The organism is Sphingobacterium sp. R2 (genome assembly GCF_040760075.1).
GTDB lineage: Bacteria > Bacteroidota > Bacteroidia > Sphingobacteriales > Sphingobacteriaceae > Sphingobacterium.
Map to the genome: position 1 here is coordinate 4,327,966 of NZ_CP142884.1, position 18,232 is coordinate 4,346,197.

18 protein-coding genes are annotated in these 18,232 nt (G+C 44.0%); 12 read left to right on the forward strand and 6 right to left on the reverse strand.

Going from position 1 to position 18,232, the window contains the following annotated elements; translation table 11 throughout:
- Positions 1-109: 109 nt before the first annotated feature.
- The 3 genes from VXM68_RS18065 (at position 110) to VXM68_RS18075 (ending at position 2,498) form a co-directional block, all read left to right on the forward strand.
- On the forward strand, positions 110-658 hold the full coding sequence (locus VXM68_RS18065; RefSeq protein WP_367209569.1) for a GNAT family N-acetyltransferase: 549 nt from the start codon (positions 110-112) through the stop codon (positions 656-658).
- Positions 659-744: 86 nt separating this feature from the next.
- Complete coding sequence (locus VXM68_RS18070; protein ID WP_367211309.1) at positions 745-1,611, forward strand: AraC family transcriptional regulator; 867 nt, start codon at positions 745-747, stop codon at positions 1,609-1,611.
- A gap of 134 nt (positions 1,612-1,745) precedes the next feature.
- Positions 1,746-2,498, forward strand: coding sequence for an SDR family oxidoreductase (locus VXM68_RS18075; RefSeq protein ID WP_367209570.1), 753 nt, complete (start codon positions 1,746-1,748; stop codon positions 2,496-2,498).
- A 59-nt stretch (positions 2,499-2,557) separates the two neighbouring features.
- Here the strand turns inward: VXM68_RS18075 and VXM68_RS18080 are convergent, their stop codons facing one another.
- Together VXM68_RS18080 and VXM68_RS18085 are read right to left on the reverse strand one after the other, a co-directional pair.
- The gene (locus VXM68_RS18080; RefSeq protein ID WP_367209571.1) at positions 2,558-3,001 is read right to left on the reverse strand and encodes a carboxymuconolactone decarboxylase family protein; all 444 of its coding nucleotides are present in this window, start codon (positions 2,999-3,001) and stop codon (positions 2,558-2,560) included.
- 66 nt (positions 3,002-3,067) lie between these two features.
- Complete coding sequence (locus VXM68_RS18085) at positions 3,068-3,643, reverse strand: Crp/Fnr family transcriptional regulator (protein WP_367209572.1); 576 nt, start codon at positions 3,641-3,643, stop codon at positions 3,068-3,070.
- 160 nt (positions 3,644-3,803) lie between these two features.
- Between VXM68_RS18085 and VXM68_RS18090 the strand changes: the two genes are divergently transcribed.
- The 6 genes from VXM68_RS18090 (at position 3,804) to VXM68_RS18115 (ending at position 8,060) form a co-directional block, all read left to right on the forward strand.
- Entirely contained in the window at positions 3,804-4,202 is a 399-nt protein-coding gene (locus VXM68_RS18090) for a DUF1398 domain-containing protein (protein ID WP_367209573.1), read from the forward strand.
- Positions 4,203-4,363: 161 nt separating this feature from the next.
- Complete coding sequence (locus VXM68_RS18095; protein ID WP_293953878.1) at positions 4,364-4,696, forward strand: helix-turn-helix transcriptional regulator; 333 nt, start codon at positions 4,364-4,366, stop codon at positions 4,694-4,696.
- Between the two features lie 67 nt (positions 4,697-4,763).
- Positions 4,764-5,237 carry a DUF6428 family protein gene (locus tag VXM68_RS18100; protein ID WP_293887947.1) on the forward strand — a complete coding sequence of 158 codons (474 nt, stop codon included), beginning with the start codon at positions 4,764-4,766 and terminating at the stop codon, positions 5,235-5,237.
- A 16-nt stretch (positions 5,238-5,253) separates the two neighbouring features.
- Entirely contained in the window at positions 5,254-5,868 is a 615-nt protein-coding gene (locus VXM68_RS18105) for a low molecular weight phosphatase family protein (protein WP_367209574.1), read from the forward strand.
- A 3-nt stretch (positions 5,869-5,871) separates the two neighbouring features.
- Positions 5,872-6,918, forward strand: a complete 1,047-nt coding sequence (gene arsB, locus VXM68_RS18110; RefSeq protein WP_367209575.1) for an ACR3 family arsenite efflux transporter — start codon at positions 5,872-5,874, stop codon at positions 6,916-6,918.
- A gap of 206 nt (positions 6,919-7,124) precedes the next feature.
- Positions 7,125-8,060 carry a 1-phosphofructokinase family hexose kinase gene (locus tag VXM68_RS18115; RefSeq protein ID WP_367209576.1) on the forward strand — a complete coding sequence of 312 codons (936 nt, stop codon included), beginning with the start codon at positions 7,125-7,127 and terminating at the stop codon, positions 8,058-8,060.
- A 419-nt stretch (positions 8,061-8,479) separates the two neighbouring features.
- Here VXM68_RS18115 and VXM68_RS18120 read toward each other — a convergent pair whose 3' ends face one another.
- Positions 8,480-9,511, reverse strand: coding sequence for a hypothetical protein (locus tag VXM68_RS18120; protein WP_367209577.1), 1,032 nt, complete (start codon positions 9,509-9,511; stop codon positions 8,480-8,482).
- A 362-nt stretch (positions 9,512-9,873) separates the two neighbouring features.
- Between VXM68_RS18120 and VXM68_RS18125 the strand changes: the two genes are divergently transcribed.
- The 3 genes from VXM68_RS18125 to VXM68_RS18135 all read left to right on the forward strand — a co-directional run bounded on the left by VXM68_RS18125 (position 9,874) and on the right by VXM68_RS18135 (position 12,134).
- Positions 9,874-10,809, forward strand: a complete 936-nt coding sequence (locus VXM68_RS18125) for a helix-turn-helix domain-containing protein (protein WP_367209578.1) — start codon at positions 9,874-9,876, stop codon at positions 10,807-10,809.
- Positions 10,810-10,995: 186 nt separating this feature from the next.
- Positions 10,996-11,610 carry a MauE/DoxX family redox-associated membrane protein gene (locus VXM68_RS18130; RefSeq protein WP_367209579.1) on the forward strand — a complete coding sequence of 205 codons (615 nt, stop codon included), beginning with the start codon at positions 10,996-10,998 and terminating at the stop codon, positions 11,608-11,610.
- A 47-nt stretch (positions 11,611-11,657) separates the two neighbouring features.
- The gene (locus tag VXM68_RS18135; protein ID WP_367209580.1) at positions 11,658-12,134 is read left to right on the forward strand and encodes a hypothetical protein; all 477 of its coding nucleotides are present in this window, start codon (positions 11,658-11,660) and stop codon (positions 12,132-12,134) included.
- 55 nt (positions 12,135-12,189) lie between these two features.
- Here VXM68_RS18135 and VXM68_RS18140 read toward each other — a convergent pair whose 3' ends face one another.
- From VXM68_RS18140 to VXM68_RS18150, 3 genes are read right to left on the reverse strand one after another with little or no spacing between them, the layout of a single operon-like run.
- On the reverse strand, positions 12,190-13,551 hold the full coding sequence (locus VXM68_RS18140; RefSeq protein WP_367209581.1) for a RagB/SusD family nutrient uptake outer membrane protein: 1,362 nt from the start codon (positions 13,549-13,551) through the stop codon (positions 12,190-12,192).
- Positions 13,552-13,561: 10 nt separating this feature from the next.
- The gene (locus VXM68_RS18145) at positions 13,562-16,732 is read right to left on the reverse strand and encodes a SusC/RagA family TonB-linked outer membrane protein (protein WP_367209582.1); all 3,171 of its coding nucleotides are present in this window, start codon (positions 16,730-16,732) and stop codon (positions 13,562-13,564) included.
- Between the two features lie 48 nt (positions 16,733-16,780).
- Positions 16,781-18,214 carry a TlpA family protein disulfide reductase gene (locus VXM68_RS18150; protein WP_367209583.1) on the reverse strand — a complete coding sequence of 478 codons (1,434 nt, stop codon included), beginning with the start codon at positions 18,212-18,214 and terminating at the stop codon, positions 16,781-16,783.
- Positions 18,215-18,232 lie beyond the last annotated feature (18 nt).

Consider the following 18,232-nt stretch of genomic DNA (forward strand, 5'->3'; position numbering starts at 1 on the left):
TAAAATTTAAATTAACAGCTGGATTTAATACTGTTTTTATTATCCTTGCAGTTGAATCAGCTATCGTCTAAAGTATTAGAGCATAGCACAACATTATAATAAACTAGCCATGTTAAAACTGAATTTCTCCCCATTTCCTGCGCTACACACCGAAAGGCTAACCCTCAGGCGAGCAGATGCAACGGATATACCGCAGCTCTACCGCTTGCGTTCTGACGAACAGATCATGAAGTACATTCCGCGCCCTGTGGCAACTTCGCCAGACGAGATCGCCGAGTTCCTTCGCCTGACGGATGAGAAAATAACCAGCAATGAAATGATCAATTGGAAGATCAGCATCAAGGGTGACTCTACCCTGATTGGCACAATAGGCTTCTATTACATTAAGCCTGAGCATTATCGCGCAGAGATTGGCTATATGCTGCTTCCGGAGTTTCAGGGGAAGGGCTATGTCACTGAAGCAATTGCGGCGGTAGTCAACTACGGCTTTGAAGCGATGGGACTTCATTCCATCGAAGCGTTAGTCGATCCGGAGAATATAGCTTCCTGCGCCGTACTCGAAAAATGCGGTTTTGTAAGAGAAGCTTATTTCAAAGAAAATGAATTTTATAACGGCAAATTTCTCGATACCGTGGTCTACTCAAAATTAAACGCATAAGTTTATACGAGATTACATCACATAAAATCCCATCGATCGTAATTATTAAAGGATATGAACTAAATTTGAATTTAAAATTGCGACGCATGCCAAAAAGAGATCCTATTTTAGTGAACAGCATGGATTCCAGCAGCAGTATGGCTGTTGGGCTATGGGATGGTACCACTCCGGGCATCTTAGAAGCGCTAGATCCGCATCGGCACGACCACTATACCTGCATGTTTGTGGAGGCTGGCCAGCTGGAAGTCCTATTTGATTTTGAACCGCTCACCATGCCTGCGGGAACACTTTTTATCTGCCCGCCGCACCAGGTTCATCAGATCACCAGCACATTAGGGGCATCGGGTTATTACATGTCGTTCGAAGGCCGTCATATAACCCGCTCAGCCAAGGACATTCTTGATGCAGCTTTACATGAAACCATTATATTGACCCTCTCAGCGCCCGAGCAACAATGGTTTACGTCCGTGCTCGATTTGCTAATAAATTTGCACAGCATAAACAATACTTCCTATCAGGAAGTGCAGCAACCCTTGCTTTCAGCTTTTATAGCCCAGGCGGTAATTTGTCACGATCGCAAATTGGCCACCGGCTCCATCAGTCATAGCCCACGGGTTATGAGTATAGCCAACGCATTCAGAAATCTTGTCAGGGGCGATTACCGCAACCTTAAACGTCCATCGGACTATGCCCAGCAGTTAAACATCTCCGTGGCCCACCTAAACGATGTTGTTAAAATGGTTACCGGCTTATCCGCATCCGCATTGATCCAGAAGGAAATATTGAGCGAAGCACAGCGCCTCCTCTATTATTCGCGATTAAGTATTAAAGAAATTGCGGTGCAGCTAGGCTATAAAGACACCAAGTACTTTATCCGGCTTTTCACAAAAAAAACTGGGCTATCCCCGGGCGATTACAGAAAGACACTACGTTCCAATGCGGAACTGGATTAGACAACCTTATACTATTCAACTCAAACACGGCTTCTTTTTTTGTCCACCTTTTACCTTTGTTTGTCAGTTTACCGGCGTTCATTTTTTGATCAATTTTGGAGTATAAATAAGTTGTAAATTTAAATCGCTCAGCTATGAAAATCTTAGTAATCGGTGGTACGGGTCTTACTGGAAGGCTGGTCACAAAAAAACTGTCCAACCTTGGTCATCAGGTGGTCATTGGTTCGCCATCACATGGCGTGGATCTCATGACGGGAGAAGGTCTCTCCCAGGCGCTGGAAAATACAGCGATCGTGATCGATCTCTCCAATTCCTCCTCTCCGGAAGAAGAAAATGCCATCCACTTTTTTAAGACCGCAGGAAAGCATCTGGTAACAGCGGAGCTGGCTGCAAACATCAGGCATCACCTCGTACTTTCCATTGTCGGAACGGACGACGCGCCAGAGATCGGCTATCTTCGCGCCAAGAAATATCAGGAAGACAATATCAAGCAGTCCGGAATACCTTATACCATCATTCGTTCGACACAATTTTATGAGCATACCGATGCCATCATTGCCGTGCAGGGCCAGGGAGACGAGGTATTTGTTTCCAAGATCGATTACCAGCCCATTGCCGTAGAAGATGTCACAGACTACATTGTGCAGTTTGCACTCGAGGAGCCTAAAAATGGTACGGTCGAGATTGCGGGGCCCATAAAGGCCAATATGGACGATTTTGTCGCAAAATATATCGCGATCACCGGGAAGCACATAAGGGTAGTTTCTGACGACGATAGCAAATATATGCATCTGGTTGTTCCTAAAACATTGCTCGTACCTGCCGGAGCATACCATGCCGGCAAGATTCATTTTGAGGACTGGGCACTGAATACTGCAGTAAGTTAATAAAGGGAGCTAAAGCAATACTTCTCTTTTATTGCGACAGCTCCCTGTTTTTCTGATCATTAATCTTCTATTTGCAGATGCGTACTCACGGCAATACGGTTCCAGGCATTGATGGTTACAATGAGCATAATGATTTGAGCGATCTGGTTCTCAGTAAAAAACTTCAACGCCTTGCTGTAGGTTTCTTCAGTTAATCCCTGGTGGTGGATAAGGGTTATTTCCTCTGTCATTGCCAGTATGGCCTGCTCCTCTTCGGTAAAAAATTTGGTCGCCTCCCGCCAGGCACTCAATATAAAGATACGCTCTGGTCTTTCACCGTTTTTAATGGCATCCTTGGTGTGCATGTTGATACAGTATGCACAGTTGTTGATCTGCGATGCACGAATTTTGACGAGCTCTTTAAGCGTTTTTGAAATGTCAATTTTGGAAAGATAACCTTCCAATCCCAACATGGCTTTATAGCCCTGTGGTTCTGACGTACTGATGTTGATTCGTTTTTCCATGTTTCTTATTTTTTGTTTTGCTTCTACAAAATTGGGAAATGAGAAGCCGGAAAAACTTAAACGGGTTTAAGAAAGATTTTTTTTGCGTATTTCGCTGAGATATTCGGGAGTAAAGCCCAGATAGGATGCCACAAGATATTGCGGTACGCGCTGGAGAAAGGCCGGCTGGTCTTTGAGAAAATGAAGGTATAGCTCTTCCCTAGAGTATTCATAAAGGAACTTGATACGCATCTGCGCTGCGGCATACGCTTTTTGGTACACCATGCGAAAATACTTTTCCAGGGCCGGATGCTTCTCGAGCATTTCATCATAGGCTTGCTGGCGAATGACCAGAACCTGCGTTGGATGTACGGCCTGGATGTAAAACTCTGTGGCTGTCTGATTGATATAAGAGAAGGTCTCTGTCATCCACCAGTTCTCGATCGCAAATTCAGTGGTCTGCTGCCCCCCCTTTTCGTTAATGAAAAATTTTCGCAGAATTCCGTCCAGCACAAAATAATTGGCTTTGCAGATCTGCCCTTCGGTCAGTACGTTTTCTTTCTTCTTTAAGCGTTGCAGCTCAACATATTGGGTGATATCGACAAATTCATCATCGGAAATTTTTATAAATTTATCCAGGTGTTTTTTAAACTGTTCAAGCATTATTTTAAGTCTGTTTTCCTTATCTTTAGTTCGATCAAGTTACTAAAAAATAACATAACCTCAACAACACCGTTTTGGCGATTTGATGCTTTTGTTTCATTACTTCACAACTGAATGGGAGGATATTTCACAGGTCTTTAACGCACACAATTAAGAAAACATGTTTACAATAGCACAACTAAATGCTGCACATAGCAAGGTAAAATCAGGCGCAGATTTCCCGGCCTATATCCGGGACATCAAAAAATTGGGTGTTACCCTTTACGACGTTTTTGTTACGGATGGCCATTCCGATTATTATGGGGATAATCATTTCAAAACCAGCTCAGCAGCTAGCCATGAGCCATTAATACTTGGTCGTACTGTCGATGCGGAACAGTTTAAGAAAGCGCTAAAAGAACATCAACAGGGCAAAACAGATTACGCCACTTTTATAGCGATGTGTGCGACATGCGGTATCGAAAAATGGACGGTCTTTCTCGACAAAATGACCTGCGCGTATTACGATGCGGCCGGAAACGAAATTCTGGTAGAAGAGATACCACTGGAACGAAAGTAAGCCAGTATTTTTGGGTTGAGATACCTTGCGGACCTCTTTTTTAAATATTTTGGCGAAATAATGGCAAAACCGAGCGAACCCAATTAAGCTGACATTTTTTTATATCAGTTTGTATTTCACCTATTAATATCGTAATATTGCAATATTAAATAAGCTTCACTATGGGACTTACCAAGACTGAGATTTTTACGGACGAGCAGAATAAAGTGGCTTCAGCGTTCAAAGTATTGGGCCATCCTGCAAGGATTGCCATACTTCAGTACATTATAGATAAGAAAGCTTGTATCTGCAACGATCTTGTGGATGAACTGGGACTTGCCCAGGCAACCATTTCGCAGCATCTAAAGGAACTCAAAGCTACGGGTATTATTCAGGGCACTATTGAAGGAAAGTCTGTTTGCTATTGTATTGACGAAGCGGTATGGAAGTCGGTGCAGCGCAATTTCAATACGTTTTTCAACCAGGAAGTAAAAGTAAATAGCTGTTGTCCGTAGCGCTTTTTTTTAATTATCAATATCGTAATATTGCAATATATAATTACACTAATTTAAATCCAATACCATGAGACTATCTGAAATCAAAGAAATCCTACCAACATTGGAAACTATTGAATTCCAATTGGATAACGGAACATTGGTTCCCGAGCACTTCCACGTAACCGAAGTGGGCCAGATCACAAAAAATTTTATTGACTGTGGCGGTGTTGTCCGTCAGGAGAAAACGGTAAACTTTCAGCTTTGGAATGCCGATGATTATGATCACCGCCTGAAACCCGCCAAGCTGCTCCACATTATTAACCTTTCGGAAGAAAAGTTGGGAATGGAAGATGCGGAGATCGAAGTAGAATATCAGCTTGATACCATCGGTAAATATGGACTTGATTTCAATGGGAAGACTTTTGTTTTAAAAAGCCGCACAACTGCCTGTCTTGCTGAGGATGCCTGCGGTATTCCCGTTGAAAAACAAAAAAAGAAGCTTATTGAGCTATCGGTCAATCAATCATCCTGCTGCACTCCGGGTTCGGGATGCTGTTAAACCATAAACTATCGTGATGTACCCTAGATTATCCAATACGATCGCACAGTTGAAATGGGACCAGTTCGCTGGTGAAGAGCGCAAAGCCGCCTTACAGCTTCTGATAGATTATATCCAGCAGAAGGTAACAGCTAAGCAACCCATAAACCTGAACTTTATCTGTACCCATAACTCACGCCGGAGCCATTTCGCCCAGATTTGGGCGCAAACTGCCGCCACTTATTTCAAGATACCAAATGTCTGCTGCTACTCTGGTGGTACAGAAGAAACGGCGCTTTTCCCACAGGTTGCAGAAACATTGACAGCCCAGGGCTTTCAGATCTTAACAATTGCTGACGGCGATAATCCGGTATATGCTATAAAGAGCAGCGACAATGCGGTGCCCATGATCGGATTTTCAAAAAAGTATGACAGTCCGTTCAACCCATCAACTGAATTTGCGGCAATTATGACCTGCTCCCAGGCGGACAGTGGTTGTCCTTACATTGCCGGAGCAGAAAAGCGCATACCCCTTACTTTTGAAGATCCCAAGGTATCAGACGGAACGCCGCAGCAGACACAGGTTTACGAACAGCGGAGTCTTCAAATCGCAACAGCGATGTTTTATGTATTCTATACTATTAAATGCTAGCCTATGCAATCGAAACTTAAATTTCTTGACCGCTACCTTACACTATGGATTTTTTTGGCAATGGCCGTTGGAATCATGTTCGGGAAATTCTTTCCATCGTTCTCGACCTGGGTGAACAGTTACAGCAGCGGAACAACAAATATTCCGCTGGCAGTCGGTCTGATCCTGATGATGTATCCGCCGTTGGCCAAAGTACGCTATGAACATATTGGAAAGGTTTTCCGGAATATTAAGGTACTGGGAACCTCGCTGTTGCTGAACTGGATTATCGGTCCGGTATTGATGTTTGCCTTGGCCCTCCTCTTCCTGAATGGTTATCCGGAATATATGACAGGATTGATACTGATCGGGCTGGCCCGCTGTATCGCAATGGTGGTGGTCTGGAACGAACTTGCTGCTGGAAACAGAGAATATGCTGCTGGTCTGATTGCGCTCAACAGTATTTTTCAAGTATTGCTGTACAGTCTTTACGCTTACCTGTTCATTACTGTATTGCCTCCGCTGTTTGGCGTGTCTGGGCTCTCCGTTGATATATCAATTATGGAGATTGCAAAAAGCGTTGGCATCTATCTGGGTATTCCTTTCCTTGCCGGAATCTTCAGTAGGTATGGGCTAATAGCATTAAAAGGTGAAAACTGGTTTCAGGAGCGTTTTATTCCATTTATCTCTCCGGTTACACTGATTGCTTTGCTGTTCACCATTGTTGTCATGTTTAGCCTTAAAGGGGAAATGATCCTCCAGCTTCCTTTCGACGTACTGCGCATTGCTGTTCCCCTGGTGATTTACTTTGCGTTGATGTTTGTTGTTAGCTTTATCGCTGGCAAGAAAGTGGGCGCAGATTATGCACAGAGTACGGCAATTGCTTTTACTGCCGCAGGAAATAACTTTGAACTGGCTATAGCGGTTGCCATCGGCGTATTTGGTATTAATAGCGGGCAGGCTTTTGTCGGCGTTATTGGCCCATTGGTTGAAGTTCCAGCCTTGATTGCATTGGTCAATCTGGCTTTTTGGTTCCGAAGGAAGTATTTTACTTCCCCATCGACTGCCTAAGTTAACTACAACTGATAGCATTGAGCCATGCCCAGGCATGGCTTTTTTATGGCGGTTGGCACTTTCTTGTGCTTTAAACGACCTGCCCAGAATCTGCCAGGCATCTTCCACTATCAACATTAATCAGTACCTTTAATTAGTGTATCGGCTAGTGCTTTCCGACAATGCACTATTTTATCGCTGAACAGCAATTATAACGTAGAAAAATGGCAAAATCTATTTTAACAATCACCCTGAATCCATCCGTAGACAAGAGTAGCAGCGTACAGCATATTGTTCCCGAAAAGAAATTGCGCTGTGAACAGCCGATATACCAACCAGGTGGCGGCGGTATTAACGTATCGCGCGCCTTGAAGAGACTTTGTTTGGCTTCTACTGCCCTTTTTACCTCCGGTGGAAAGACTGGCGGTCTGCTCGAAAGCTTATTGAAGCTGGAAGATATTGCCGTCGATCCTATCCGGGTGAATGGCGAAACCCGCGAAAATTTTATTGTGGTTGACCGTTCAACCAATCAGCAATATCGATTCGGCTTTCCAGGAGAACACGTTGAATCCAACGAGCTGGAGGGGATCATGGCCTCGATTGCGGAACTGAAGTATATTCCGGATTTTGTCGTGATCAGCGGTAGTATGCCGGCTGGTGTACCGCCTGAGTTTATACGGTCACTGATCCATACGTACAAAACCAAGGGCAGTAAAATAATTGTCGACACCTCTGGCGAATCACTTCGCGTCGCATTGGAGGAAGGTTTGTTTTTGATCAAACCAAATGCCGGGGAGCTTGCTGCGCTTGTGGGGAAAGAGGAATTGGGGCATGCTGATCTGGACATGGCAGCCCAGCAGCTCATATCGGAGGGTAAAGCAACGCTTATCGTAGTCTCGCTAGGTGCACAGGGCGCTATCTTGTATTCCGAAACAGAACGAATTCAGCTATCTTCCCCAGTGGTAAAAGTACGCAGTACTGTGGGCGCTGGTGACAGTATGGTCGCCGGCATGGTGTCTGTGTTGTCCCAACAAGGCGATCTCAAACAGGTCCTTCAAATGGGCATCGCGTGCGGCTCGGCGACTACGATGGTAGAGGGAACCGGACTGTTTGCCAAGAAAGATGTGGATAGGTTGTTTTCGGAAATTAAAAAAAGATAAAAAACTTTAAATCAACAACAAAAAGCAAATCAATTAAAGACTTACAGCTGACCGAAAAGCATCAGAAACCTAACCGATTACAGACCGAATTTGTCTCAACGTTGAGTTTTCTAGCACAAAAAAATTGATAGCATTGCAAAGCCAACACGCAATCAATTCCCTATCAACTCCCAGCTTTCATCGGGATTTCATCGGGACGGCATCGGGCGCTGCTCGAATTTATTACGAGGAAAAGCTGAGCCCAATACGAGCAAGATTATTGTAAAGGCAGGATTTGGTTGGGAGAAAGTGCCAAGAAAGTTGGGCAATCAATGGAAATACGACACCATCAGCGCTGCGATATGGCACAGATCATCGGCAGCAGGCTAACTGGCTGGCTGCCGCGCCCGGTCTATCGCGTTTTACAATTTCGTGATGCATCAGTTTAGCGGTATAAGGCGATCCCAGTGCTCATGCCGCAGTGTATGTAGGTTATCGATAAAATCCTTTAGTTTTTTTTCTTTACGCATCCATTCCGTGACGAGCATTAGGCTCGTGATTTCCAGTTCCGACATCTTTGTATGCAGATAATCGAACACCTCTTTTCTAAACTCCAGGTGCGTCGCATACGGATCTACAGGATAACGTACGAGCATCATATTCACCCGGCACGTTTTACTGATACGGAAATACCATTTGTCGAGCCCCAGCCGTTCCAGCTCCTGCACAAAATGACTGCCGTCCACACGGCTGCCGTCGATCAGAATGATCTCCCTTTTTCTTTTCTGCGAAAAATAGAATGGTACATCAAACATCCGTACCGCATCTTTTTGCAAGTTTTCGATATTGAAGGGGCTGCTATTATACAGCACGTCAAAGAGAAAACCGGGTACGATATACGCATCCGATACCGTCGGCAGCTGTGCGCGTCCTGCGCTTTCTGGTCTATTTTCAACGGTAGGTTGCTTTGCCATAATCTCCTTCTCAAATAAGACCAATACGTTTTCTGACGTTAGCCACCACAGCCTGCCTTGACGGAAAACAACGATTACATTGGCGACCAACCCCGTACTCACCCAGGGCAAATAATACAAGCAATACATGCTAAACAGCTTATCCTGACCGTCGATGCGATCAAACAACACATACATGCAACCCAGGTGGATGGATATAGTCCCCGCGGCGGTATATAGTATCGCCCTGATGCGCTTAGTGTGGGGTAAGCTCTCGGTCTTGATCTTGCCGTTATCGAGCAGGTTCAGATCGGGATATTGCTTCTGCCAATAGGTCCAAAAAACTTTTAGGAGCCCCTGTGTAAGCAGCACAGGCAAGAGGATGGATAGGGTAAATTGGAATACATAGGTCCAAGACATGGGCGGCCAAAAAGGCTTTAGCCCGATTTCGTTCGTTCCGATCAAATTAAAAAGCACGGCAATAAGCAGGCTCAGCGCAATTAGTTTTAATCCCTTCATAAGCTCATTCGAATTCCCTTAATTGGTTTAGGTTGTTATTATTTAATCATCCAATTTACTAAATAAAATCTACTAAAAAGTGATTCGCGGTACTTAAAGGGAAAATTATCCTCCAAAATAGCGGAGGTTAGGACACTGCACTTGCATCCGTGATCAAATAAAAGCCATATTTATCATAAATAGTAATCAGATGAAGAAAAATTTAAAACAGTAGGAAGCCAATTGGACCTTATCGAAAAATCAACTTCCCCCGATCATCCCGAAATCCTGACCGGGGGAAACTTATACACCTAAAGCGAATGAAAAAAGCATTACATCTCCATCTTGAATCTGTCTTTGGCGCGTGCTGTGCGCCTGCGGAGTTGACTATCCTGCCGCAGATAACACTATCCAATGGAAAGATCAGTCACTACCGGCACCCCTCTGGCCAGGCTTGCCTGCAGGAGTTTGATGGACTGCTTGGCTACATCAACCTGCTGGATGTTGCGCTATCAAGCGATATCGTCATTCCGGTAAGGGTAAAGCGCTCCGATATGCATATCATTTATATTTTAAGTGATGACTCCGCTATTCACATCAAGGATATTAGACAGCCGACCAGTTACAGCATCGCTTCCAATCGCGGACGCTATTTCTACTTAACCAGAGGAGATTATGAAATATACATCCCTACGGGCAGCTATACGCTTGTCAACTTTTATTTCCGCGGCAGTATTTTCCGGGCTGGCAACGAACGCCCCTTCCAGTTCTTGCATCACCTGGTCGATGCCTATCGAAATGGAGACAAGCGATCCTGCTGCAGCATTGATTTTCGGGTGGGGCCCCGAACCATTTCATTGATGAAGTCCATTGCGGCAAAAATCAAAAAAGGCGATCTGGATAGCGAGGTCAATATCCTCTGGGCCATCAAGAAACTGATCCAGCTATCGAAGGAAAAGATTTTTGAAGAATACGAGAAGATATCGCAATCGCAAGCACAGTCCAAAGCAGCCTATTCAGCCATCAAACAGGCTGTAACAGTGCATGGCCAGGATTTTAAACTGGAAGATATTGCCTACCGGTTTGGAATCAGTAAGGACTATCTGCATCAACTTATACATAGCTATTACGGACAGAGCCCCCAGGAGCTCAAAATAGCGTTTATGCTACGCCTTGCAAAGAAGTATATAGCTGATGGCATGCATACCGACGAAATTGCCTACGAACTCGGCTACACATCGCCCAGCAGCTTTGTCCGCTTTTTTAAAAATCAAACGGGCATGACGCCAACGGCATATTTTAAGCGCATTAACCCATGATTTGACACGCCCCTATTATACATTTTATAGCTATTGGCATCCATTATCCAGATTCTGTATATACAAGAGTCCAGATTCTGTATATCCCACTTAATTTTTACTGGCGAACTTTGGTATAAGATGGTTGAGAAAGTAAAAGCCCGATAAGGTGAACCCATTAACCGCTGCAGATAAATCGTCAGTAACATGAGAGGAGATAAAATATACCATTGGACCTATAAAATCATACGATGCGGAATGATCCTATTCTGGCTATATGTTGGCATGGATAAGATTTGGATCCATGATGCATTTGAGCTTTCGCTGGTTCACCAACCAATTATCGGCGCCTTTGCGCCTGTCCTTTCTTGGTTGATGCCACTGTTGGAAATCTCTTTGGCGGTCTTACTTTTTATGCCGAGTAAGAAACTGGAATATCTAGGTTGGTCAGTATCCCTTCTTTTGATTCTTATTTTCAGTATCTATATCGCATTGGGTGTATTCGGCGTACTAAAAGATGCGCCTTGCATGTGCAGCAGCTTTTTGACCAACGTCAATCGGATCACCCACCTCTGGATAAATGCGCTGTTATTTATGCTATGTCTTGCAGGATTTTTCATCAGTAGTAAAACATCAAATAGGATAGCTCAACATATTACAAATAAACGCTATAAAAGCAGAATAAATCTGTTCCTCCTATTTTTTATTATTATCGTCATAGGTCATGTTCAAGCGCTGTTAAGAGGAAAGTCGAAGAATGCATTCGACTACCCCATGCAGGGCGCCCCGTTCCCGAACGACTTTGTAGAGGGGTTACAGTAATTCGGCTACAGCATAGGAAAACCAGACCGTAGTTTCAGGAAAAAACTATGGTTGATTATAAACACAAATTGTCGCAGACCAAGAAGTATTTAAAAAAGAAAAATAAAAGCGGTCTGCTGTACAGAAAGGAGGATAGTCATATGACTAGTATCTTCAATCGCAAAGGCTACATGATGTTAGCGATAGCCTTCGCAGTATGTTTCAATGGTGCAAAAGCTGTTGAAAAATTATCCGGCAAATCTTTTGCCAGCGTGATGCTTTACTTCCATGGTGATTCTTCGGATCCGTCACAAGTACAGGACGAGTCGAATTGGACCACTACACCCAACGGTCAAGATTGTAATGGAAACAGTAAAGCTTGTGCGCAAGAGGTCGATTCCAGTGATTTAACATCTACTGGACAATTGGATCCTACCAAAATACAACTTGGTGCGCAAGAAAGCAGTCCTTCTTCCAACGATTATATTCCGACCAGGACAGGAGGTAGTAGCACAACGGCATTTAATCCGATCAACAGGGATTAATTTCTGATCTGCACATATTTTCACATTGAACGGCCCCATTTAGGGGCCGTATTGGTTATTTCGGATTCTGCGGCATGCCAGTTTCCAGTATAACATCATAAGGTAAAGGTAGGGCAAAACGATTTTCGTTGGGTTTGAGGGTATAAACCTGTCCGGCAACACTGCGTACAATCGAGATATTCCGCTCCTCGAGGTTCAGACGCTTGATATCCATCCAGCGCAGCCCCCTAAACAGGAGTTCTTTCCGCCGCTCATTCAATAACAGCTCCAACGCACTCTTTGGGTCGCTAACCTCATAAGGTTGGAAACTGCCGCTCTTATATCGTGTCGATAGTAGTTTATTCAGCAACGCGATGCCATCTTTCACTTGCCCCGACCTTACAAGACTTTCTGCCTGCATCAGCATGACCTCATCCGTAGCAATGCCAGCAAAAAGTCCTTCTGCCGGATTGTAATTCCCCTTGAAGTTGATTATTCCGGCTCCATTATTCTTAAAATACAACACTTTTCGCAGATCGTTCCCAGCATAGGAATTGTATACCGTTGGATCCACAAATGCGCGCGATACAGCCAAATAGTTTACACTTAACTCTTGGTAGAAGTCAATTTCCTTATTGAATTTTTCAAATGGATAGGTGGCGTTTTGATTTACCTGTTTGTCGTCATTGAAGTCAATCAGCTCACTTCGGTTTTCCAGATAAAGCCTACTGTACTGACCGACCATTACATAACTTCTTTTGGACAGAAAATAACGGGCAAGCATACCGTAGACACTTGATTTTGTAGGTCTGTTCACATGTATAGTTTTGTTAGGTAATAGCTCCGCGGCTTGCAATAGGTCGGCTTCTACCCTTTCATAACATTGTTTAACGGAACTACGGACTGACTTTTTATTAAAGTCTGCCGATTCCCGAAGCACAATACCAAGGTCAGCGTCCGCGGTGGACTCATTATACGCTTTGGCGTATGTCCATAGTAAATTCAAATATTGGCTCGCCCGGAAGAACAATGCAGACCCCAATACCTGATCGTATTGCTGGGCATTGTCGGCGGTACGGCCGATTTTCTTCAGTAAATCGATCACAAGATTGCTATTGTAAACGACTGTATACCCTTTTGCCCAGTCATTGTTGTAATAGTATTCGTCATTGTCCCAAATATAGTTTCGTCTGTATACTTCCTGCAGACTGTTGAACTGTGTCTCTGTAAGCATGTAGTTGTCGGATGCCGCCTCGCTCATGGAGGATAGGCCGGCGTTCATACTTTGGGCGTTGTCCAATATACGTTGTAGATCTTCTAGGGTACGTGGTACCACCATAGAAGCATTCGCCTTTTCTTCCAGAAACTTTTTACAGGACGACGCCATGATAACCATCATAAGTCCTAGTAAAAACACATAGTATTTTATCTTTTTCATCGCTGATCGTTTAATAATCTAATTTTAATCCCAGTGCGTAATTTTTTGTAGGTGCTATGCGATAGGGAAATTCTGGATCAATGCGTTCCTTGTTTGCCCGCCATAAAATACCCAGGTTGGACACATTACCATAAATCTGTAGCTGCACTGCTCTGTTGTTTATCTTTAGCGAATTCCGCCAGGAGAAGTTTATATATTCCAAACGGATATGGTCAGCTTTGAGCACGTTTATATCCGCGCTGGCATAGAAACTGTCCGCACTGGATATGACCGGATAAAACATGGCCGGTACGGCGGTAGTCAATTCGTCACCTTGCTTTTGCCACCTGCGCTCAAAATCCGGATAAGCCGTACCTGTGGAAAATAATGTCGTATAAGAGGTGACAGGTTTTCGAAAATAATAGTCGCCCGCATAACTGATATTAACCGAAAGGTCAAAAGAGCGCCATGCAAAAGTATTTGCGAGGTTGCCAAATACCTGTGGTTTTGACGATCCGATAAAGGCCATACTTTCCGAATGCAGTGGATCTTTTGCAATACTTGCACGTATTGCGCTATAATTTGCCGACGGTTCACCATCCAGTAGTCCCAAACCCTGGCCCTTACCGTCTACACCCATCCACTTATAAGCCGAAAGACCATTAAGCGGAAAGCCTTCCATCGGCGTGATCCCGTAACCATTGCTAATGAATGTATTTAGGGTATTTGGTGTGGTTGAGTAATACTTTGTCGTTTTATTTTTGTTAAAGCTCAGGGTCAAGCGCGATCTCCACTGGATCACACGGTCAATGTTTACCGTGTTCAGGGATAGATCCAAACCACGGCCATTCATGGCGGCGATATTTTTAGTAATTGTACTTTGGTATCCCCATGATGTATAATCGTAATTGGATAAACCATATAAATCCCGTCCATTTTTATTATACCAGTCGATTGAGCCCGATATGCGGCGATTAAAAAACGCGTAATCCAGTCCGATGTTCAATGTACCTATTTTCTCCCAACGGAGCGACGGATCGTTTAGAGAAGTGATTATGATGATGGGCAGGTTTGAATTTCGATCGACCGACACGCTGCCCACGGGATCTTTCGTCTTACGGAGATCCACATTGCCACTGTAGCCGTAGGTGGCGCGCAATTTTAGATGATCGATAAAATTCCTTTCAAGAAACTTCTCCTTACCCAGTTCCCAAAATAGTCCCGTGGACCAAAGTGGCGACCATTTGTCATTGGTCGCAGCACCAAAAACATTGGCACCGTCTTTCCGGAACGAACCCGACACCCCATACTTATCGTGCCAGATATAACTTAGATTTGCATACTGCGAAACAAAGCGATTTACCTGTTTGAGAAAAGAAGGCGCGCCGACCACATTCATATTGATACTGGTCGGGTTGATGGGATAGGTATTGACATAGTCGACAGGAACTGTCAATAAAGGGTCTTCCGTATACCCATAGGCCGTTTGGCTATTTTCCTTGTATAAACGCTCGCGCATTTCAGCACCGATTACGCCGATTACCCGATGCTCCGTCCACGATTTATTCAGGTTCAGCTGCCCTCTTAATGTATAGGACGATCCTGTCCCATTGTTTGTGCGCAATATGCCTCCTTTAGGCACATTATATTTCACTGCTCCGGTATTCTTATCTACCTGCGTATACTGATTGACCGTACGCCTTGCTATATAGCTGTCGCTATTATCCGATCCCGCGGCCAACACCTGCTGCTGTTGGTACTGACCCGACAAAGAAGCTGACAGGTACGAGGTCAGTTTATAGTTCAACGCCAGATTGCTATAGAGCTCCCGCAGTTTATTTGATGTCTGCGAATTTGTATGGTCGGACAAGGGATAATAATTCCAGTCGAGAAAACCATTCGAATAGTTATTATCCAGATACAGTTTACGATATTCTCTTTCAAAAGGGATTTGCTCTCCTTCAGGCCCAAAGAAACTCAGGTAGGGCACTGCTTTGTTTGAATTAACAAAAGAGTTGAATGCCGGTTTGCCCGATCGCAATAACTGATCTGTAAACAACACCGACAGGTCTATCTGTAACTTCTCTGTCGGCCTAAAACTATTGTTGAGCTGTAGGTTGAGCTTTCTCGTCTTTGCTGCCAGTTCGGTACCTGCACGCGTATAGCCTAACCCAAAATTATACGAATTGCTTAAGCCGCCGCCACTGATATTTAAGGCATACTGCTGGGTAACCGCATCGGAAACAAAATTATCCATATAATTTTGAGCTCCATTTTGGGTTCTGTAAAAATTATCCCATTTCGTCGAATCCGCTATAGAAATCAAGCCTTTTGCCCTCCTATCCAATAGATCCACAAACGGTGTCATGGCCACATATTTCAAGGTATTGATATTAAAATTGTAATATCCCTTATCGTACAGCATCTTTTCAATATCCATAAAGGTACCATTGTCCACCCGATACAGATTGGTATAGGCCGACTTTTCCTGCAACATGAAGCTGGAATTGAAAGATATACGCGCACTTTCGTTGATCCGTCCTTTTTTGGATGTGATGACAATGACTCCGTTGCCTGCACGTGCACCCCAAATCGCCGAGGCTGCTGCATCTTTCAAAATCGAGACCTGTTCGATGCTATTCGGATCGATATTGGCCATGTCGCCCTCGTAAATAAATCCGTCCAGCACAATGAGTGGATCGAGGTTTCCATTGATCGTACTCAATCCCCGGATCGAAATGTTCAATTTATTGAGGTCCGTATTTTTAACAGGATTATTGTCATAGCGAAATGCAGGTACCACATTGCGCAAACGCTGCAGGATGTTTGTCCCTGTCTGTTCGTTCAAGGTCTTGTTGGAAACGACATCTACCGCTCCCGTTATTTCATTTGGTTTCAGTACCTGATAACCCGTATTGACAGTCGCCTCTTCCAGGTAATTGTCCTGTTGCGCCAATAGGATGATCTGTTGTGTTAGAAGCTGCTTGGTTGCGACAGTGGCGGTCTTATAGCCTACGTAGCTAAAAACCAATGAATCGGTGTCATCACTTACCTGTATAGAAAATTTCCCGCCAACCGAACTCGCTGCCTGGTTGTTTCTGCGCTGTTCTTTTATGGTAGCGCCCACAATGGGCGATTTATCCCGCTTAGTGAGAATGGTGCCCTTTACCCAAACTTTTTGCTGTGGTTTTGCTATGCCCATTAATAAAAAGGATAACAAAACCGATATCATATATTTTAACATGGTCGTTTATTCAATAGGTTTATAGAAAAATGGATACTCGAGGAGGTTTCTACTTTTACTGAGGATAAGCCCCCTCTTGGCCAACATTGCGATCTTGCTTTCGCTATCCAAGTCATAGAAATTTGACGGCAGCATAAGGTCCACTTTTGGAAGATTCTTTCCCTCGACTAAGACGGGTCTATCCAAAGTTGTACGCAAGAAATTCGCGATGCTAATAAGGCCTGCATTCTGCATGATCAGCGCAGAGCTTCCCTCTTCGATCGACTGCATTCGCATACCACCTTTGGACAAAATGCTTTTATTGGAGGGGTCAATTTTTAGGATATAGACATCCTGAAAACCAAATTTCAGTTTGACATCCACCGCAAAGTTATCGACCAATGCACGTCGAAACGCCTGGTTGATGCTGTAGTTGTCTACCGAGTCCCTGTTGAAATACTGATACCAGAAATAGGTATGCGGATCGTTCAGCAGTTTTTTAAATTTGTATGGCACCGAACTATGGAAGACATAGGTACCGTACACTTTATCTTTGAACACCTCCGGGAAAGCATGTTGATACATAGCTCTTACGGTAGTGTTTCCAGTCTGCAATAATGTCTGCCCGTTCTTATAGTGAACATTCGGGTAAATGCCGTTGTAATTCACTTTATATCGCGCTATTGTGGAGGTATAGGTCAACCCCACTGTATCGATCAATAAGGGCGTTTCGACATGGTCGATCACCTTATTAAGGATATTTCTTTCACTTTCGAAAGGTAGTTTATCCGTCTTGAGCATAGCGCTAATATGCTGTTCGGACAGGCTCGCTGATGAGCTGGTTCCTATAAAAGCACCGGCCCTGTTGATAATGGCTATACGCGGCAGTGTATTGTGCTCTATCAAAGCGGTAAAGACCGTATCATCCAGTATCGTTGGTAAGATCGGCGTATACTTAAAATCAAACCTGTATTTTTCAAATCTCGTTTTTATACGCTTCGCTGTATCTTTATTACGCTTGCTATTTACGAGCAGAACGACGATATCATCTTTAAAGCGTTGCTGATAGAGCTCCATTTTGGGTATTCCCTCAATACAGGACGCGCACCCTGTGGACCAAAAATCCAATACAATCAGCTTGTTTTTATAGTCAGCAAGCTTTACAATCTTTTTCTTTCCATCAAAATAATTCAGTTCTAATGGCATTTTCCATACAGCTTCGGGAATAGGATCACCGGGATTGAGCGCTGTGAGGCCATTGAGCCCATTGGCCCCGCTTTCCTTGCGGGGCGTCTGAGCCGATAAACTAAACATATAAAATACAGCAATGCAAGTAAAAACCATTGTTGTATTCTTTAACACCTTTAAAGAACAATTAACAAGATTGAAAAACAATGCGAATAGCATTACAAGCGCTCCCTTATCCAATAAGGCAGCGTAAAGATTAGCTCTTTTTATCATCTGCTTATGGATTAGGTA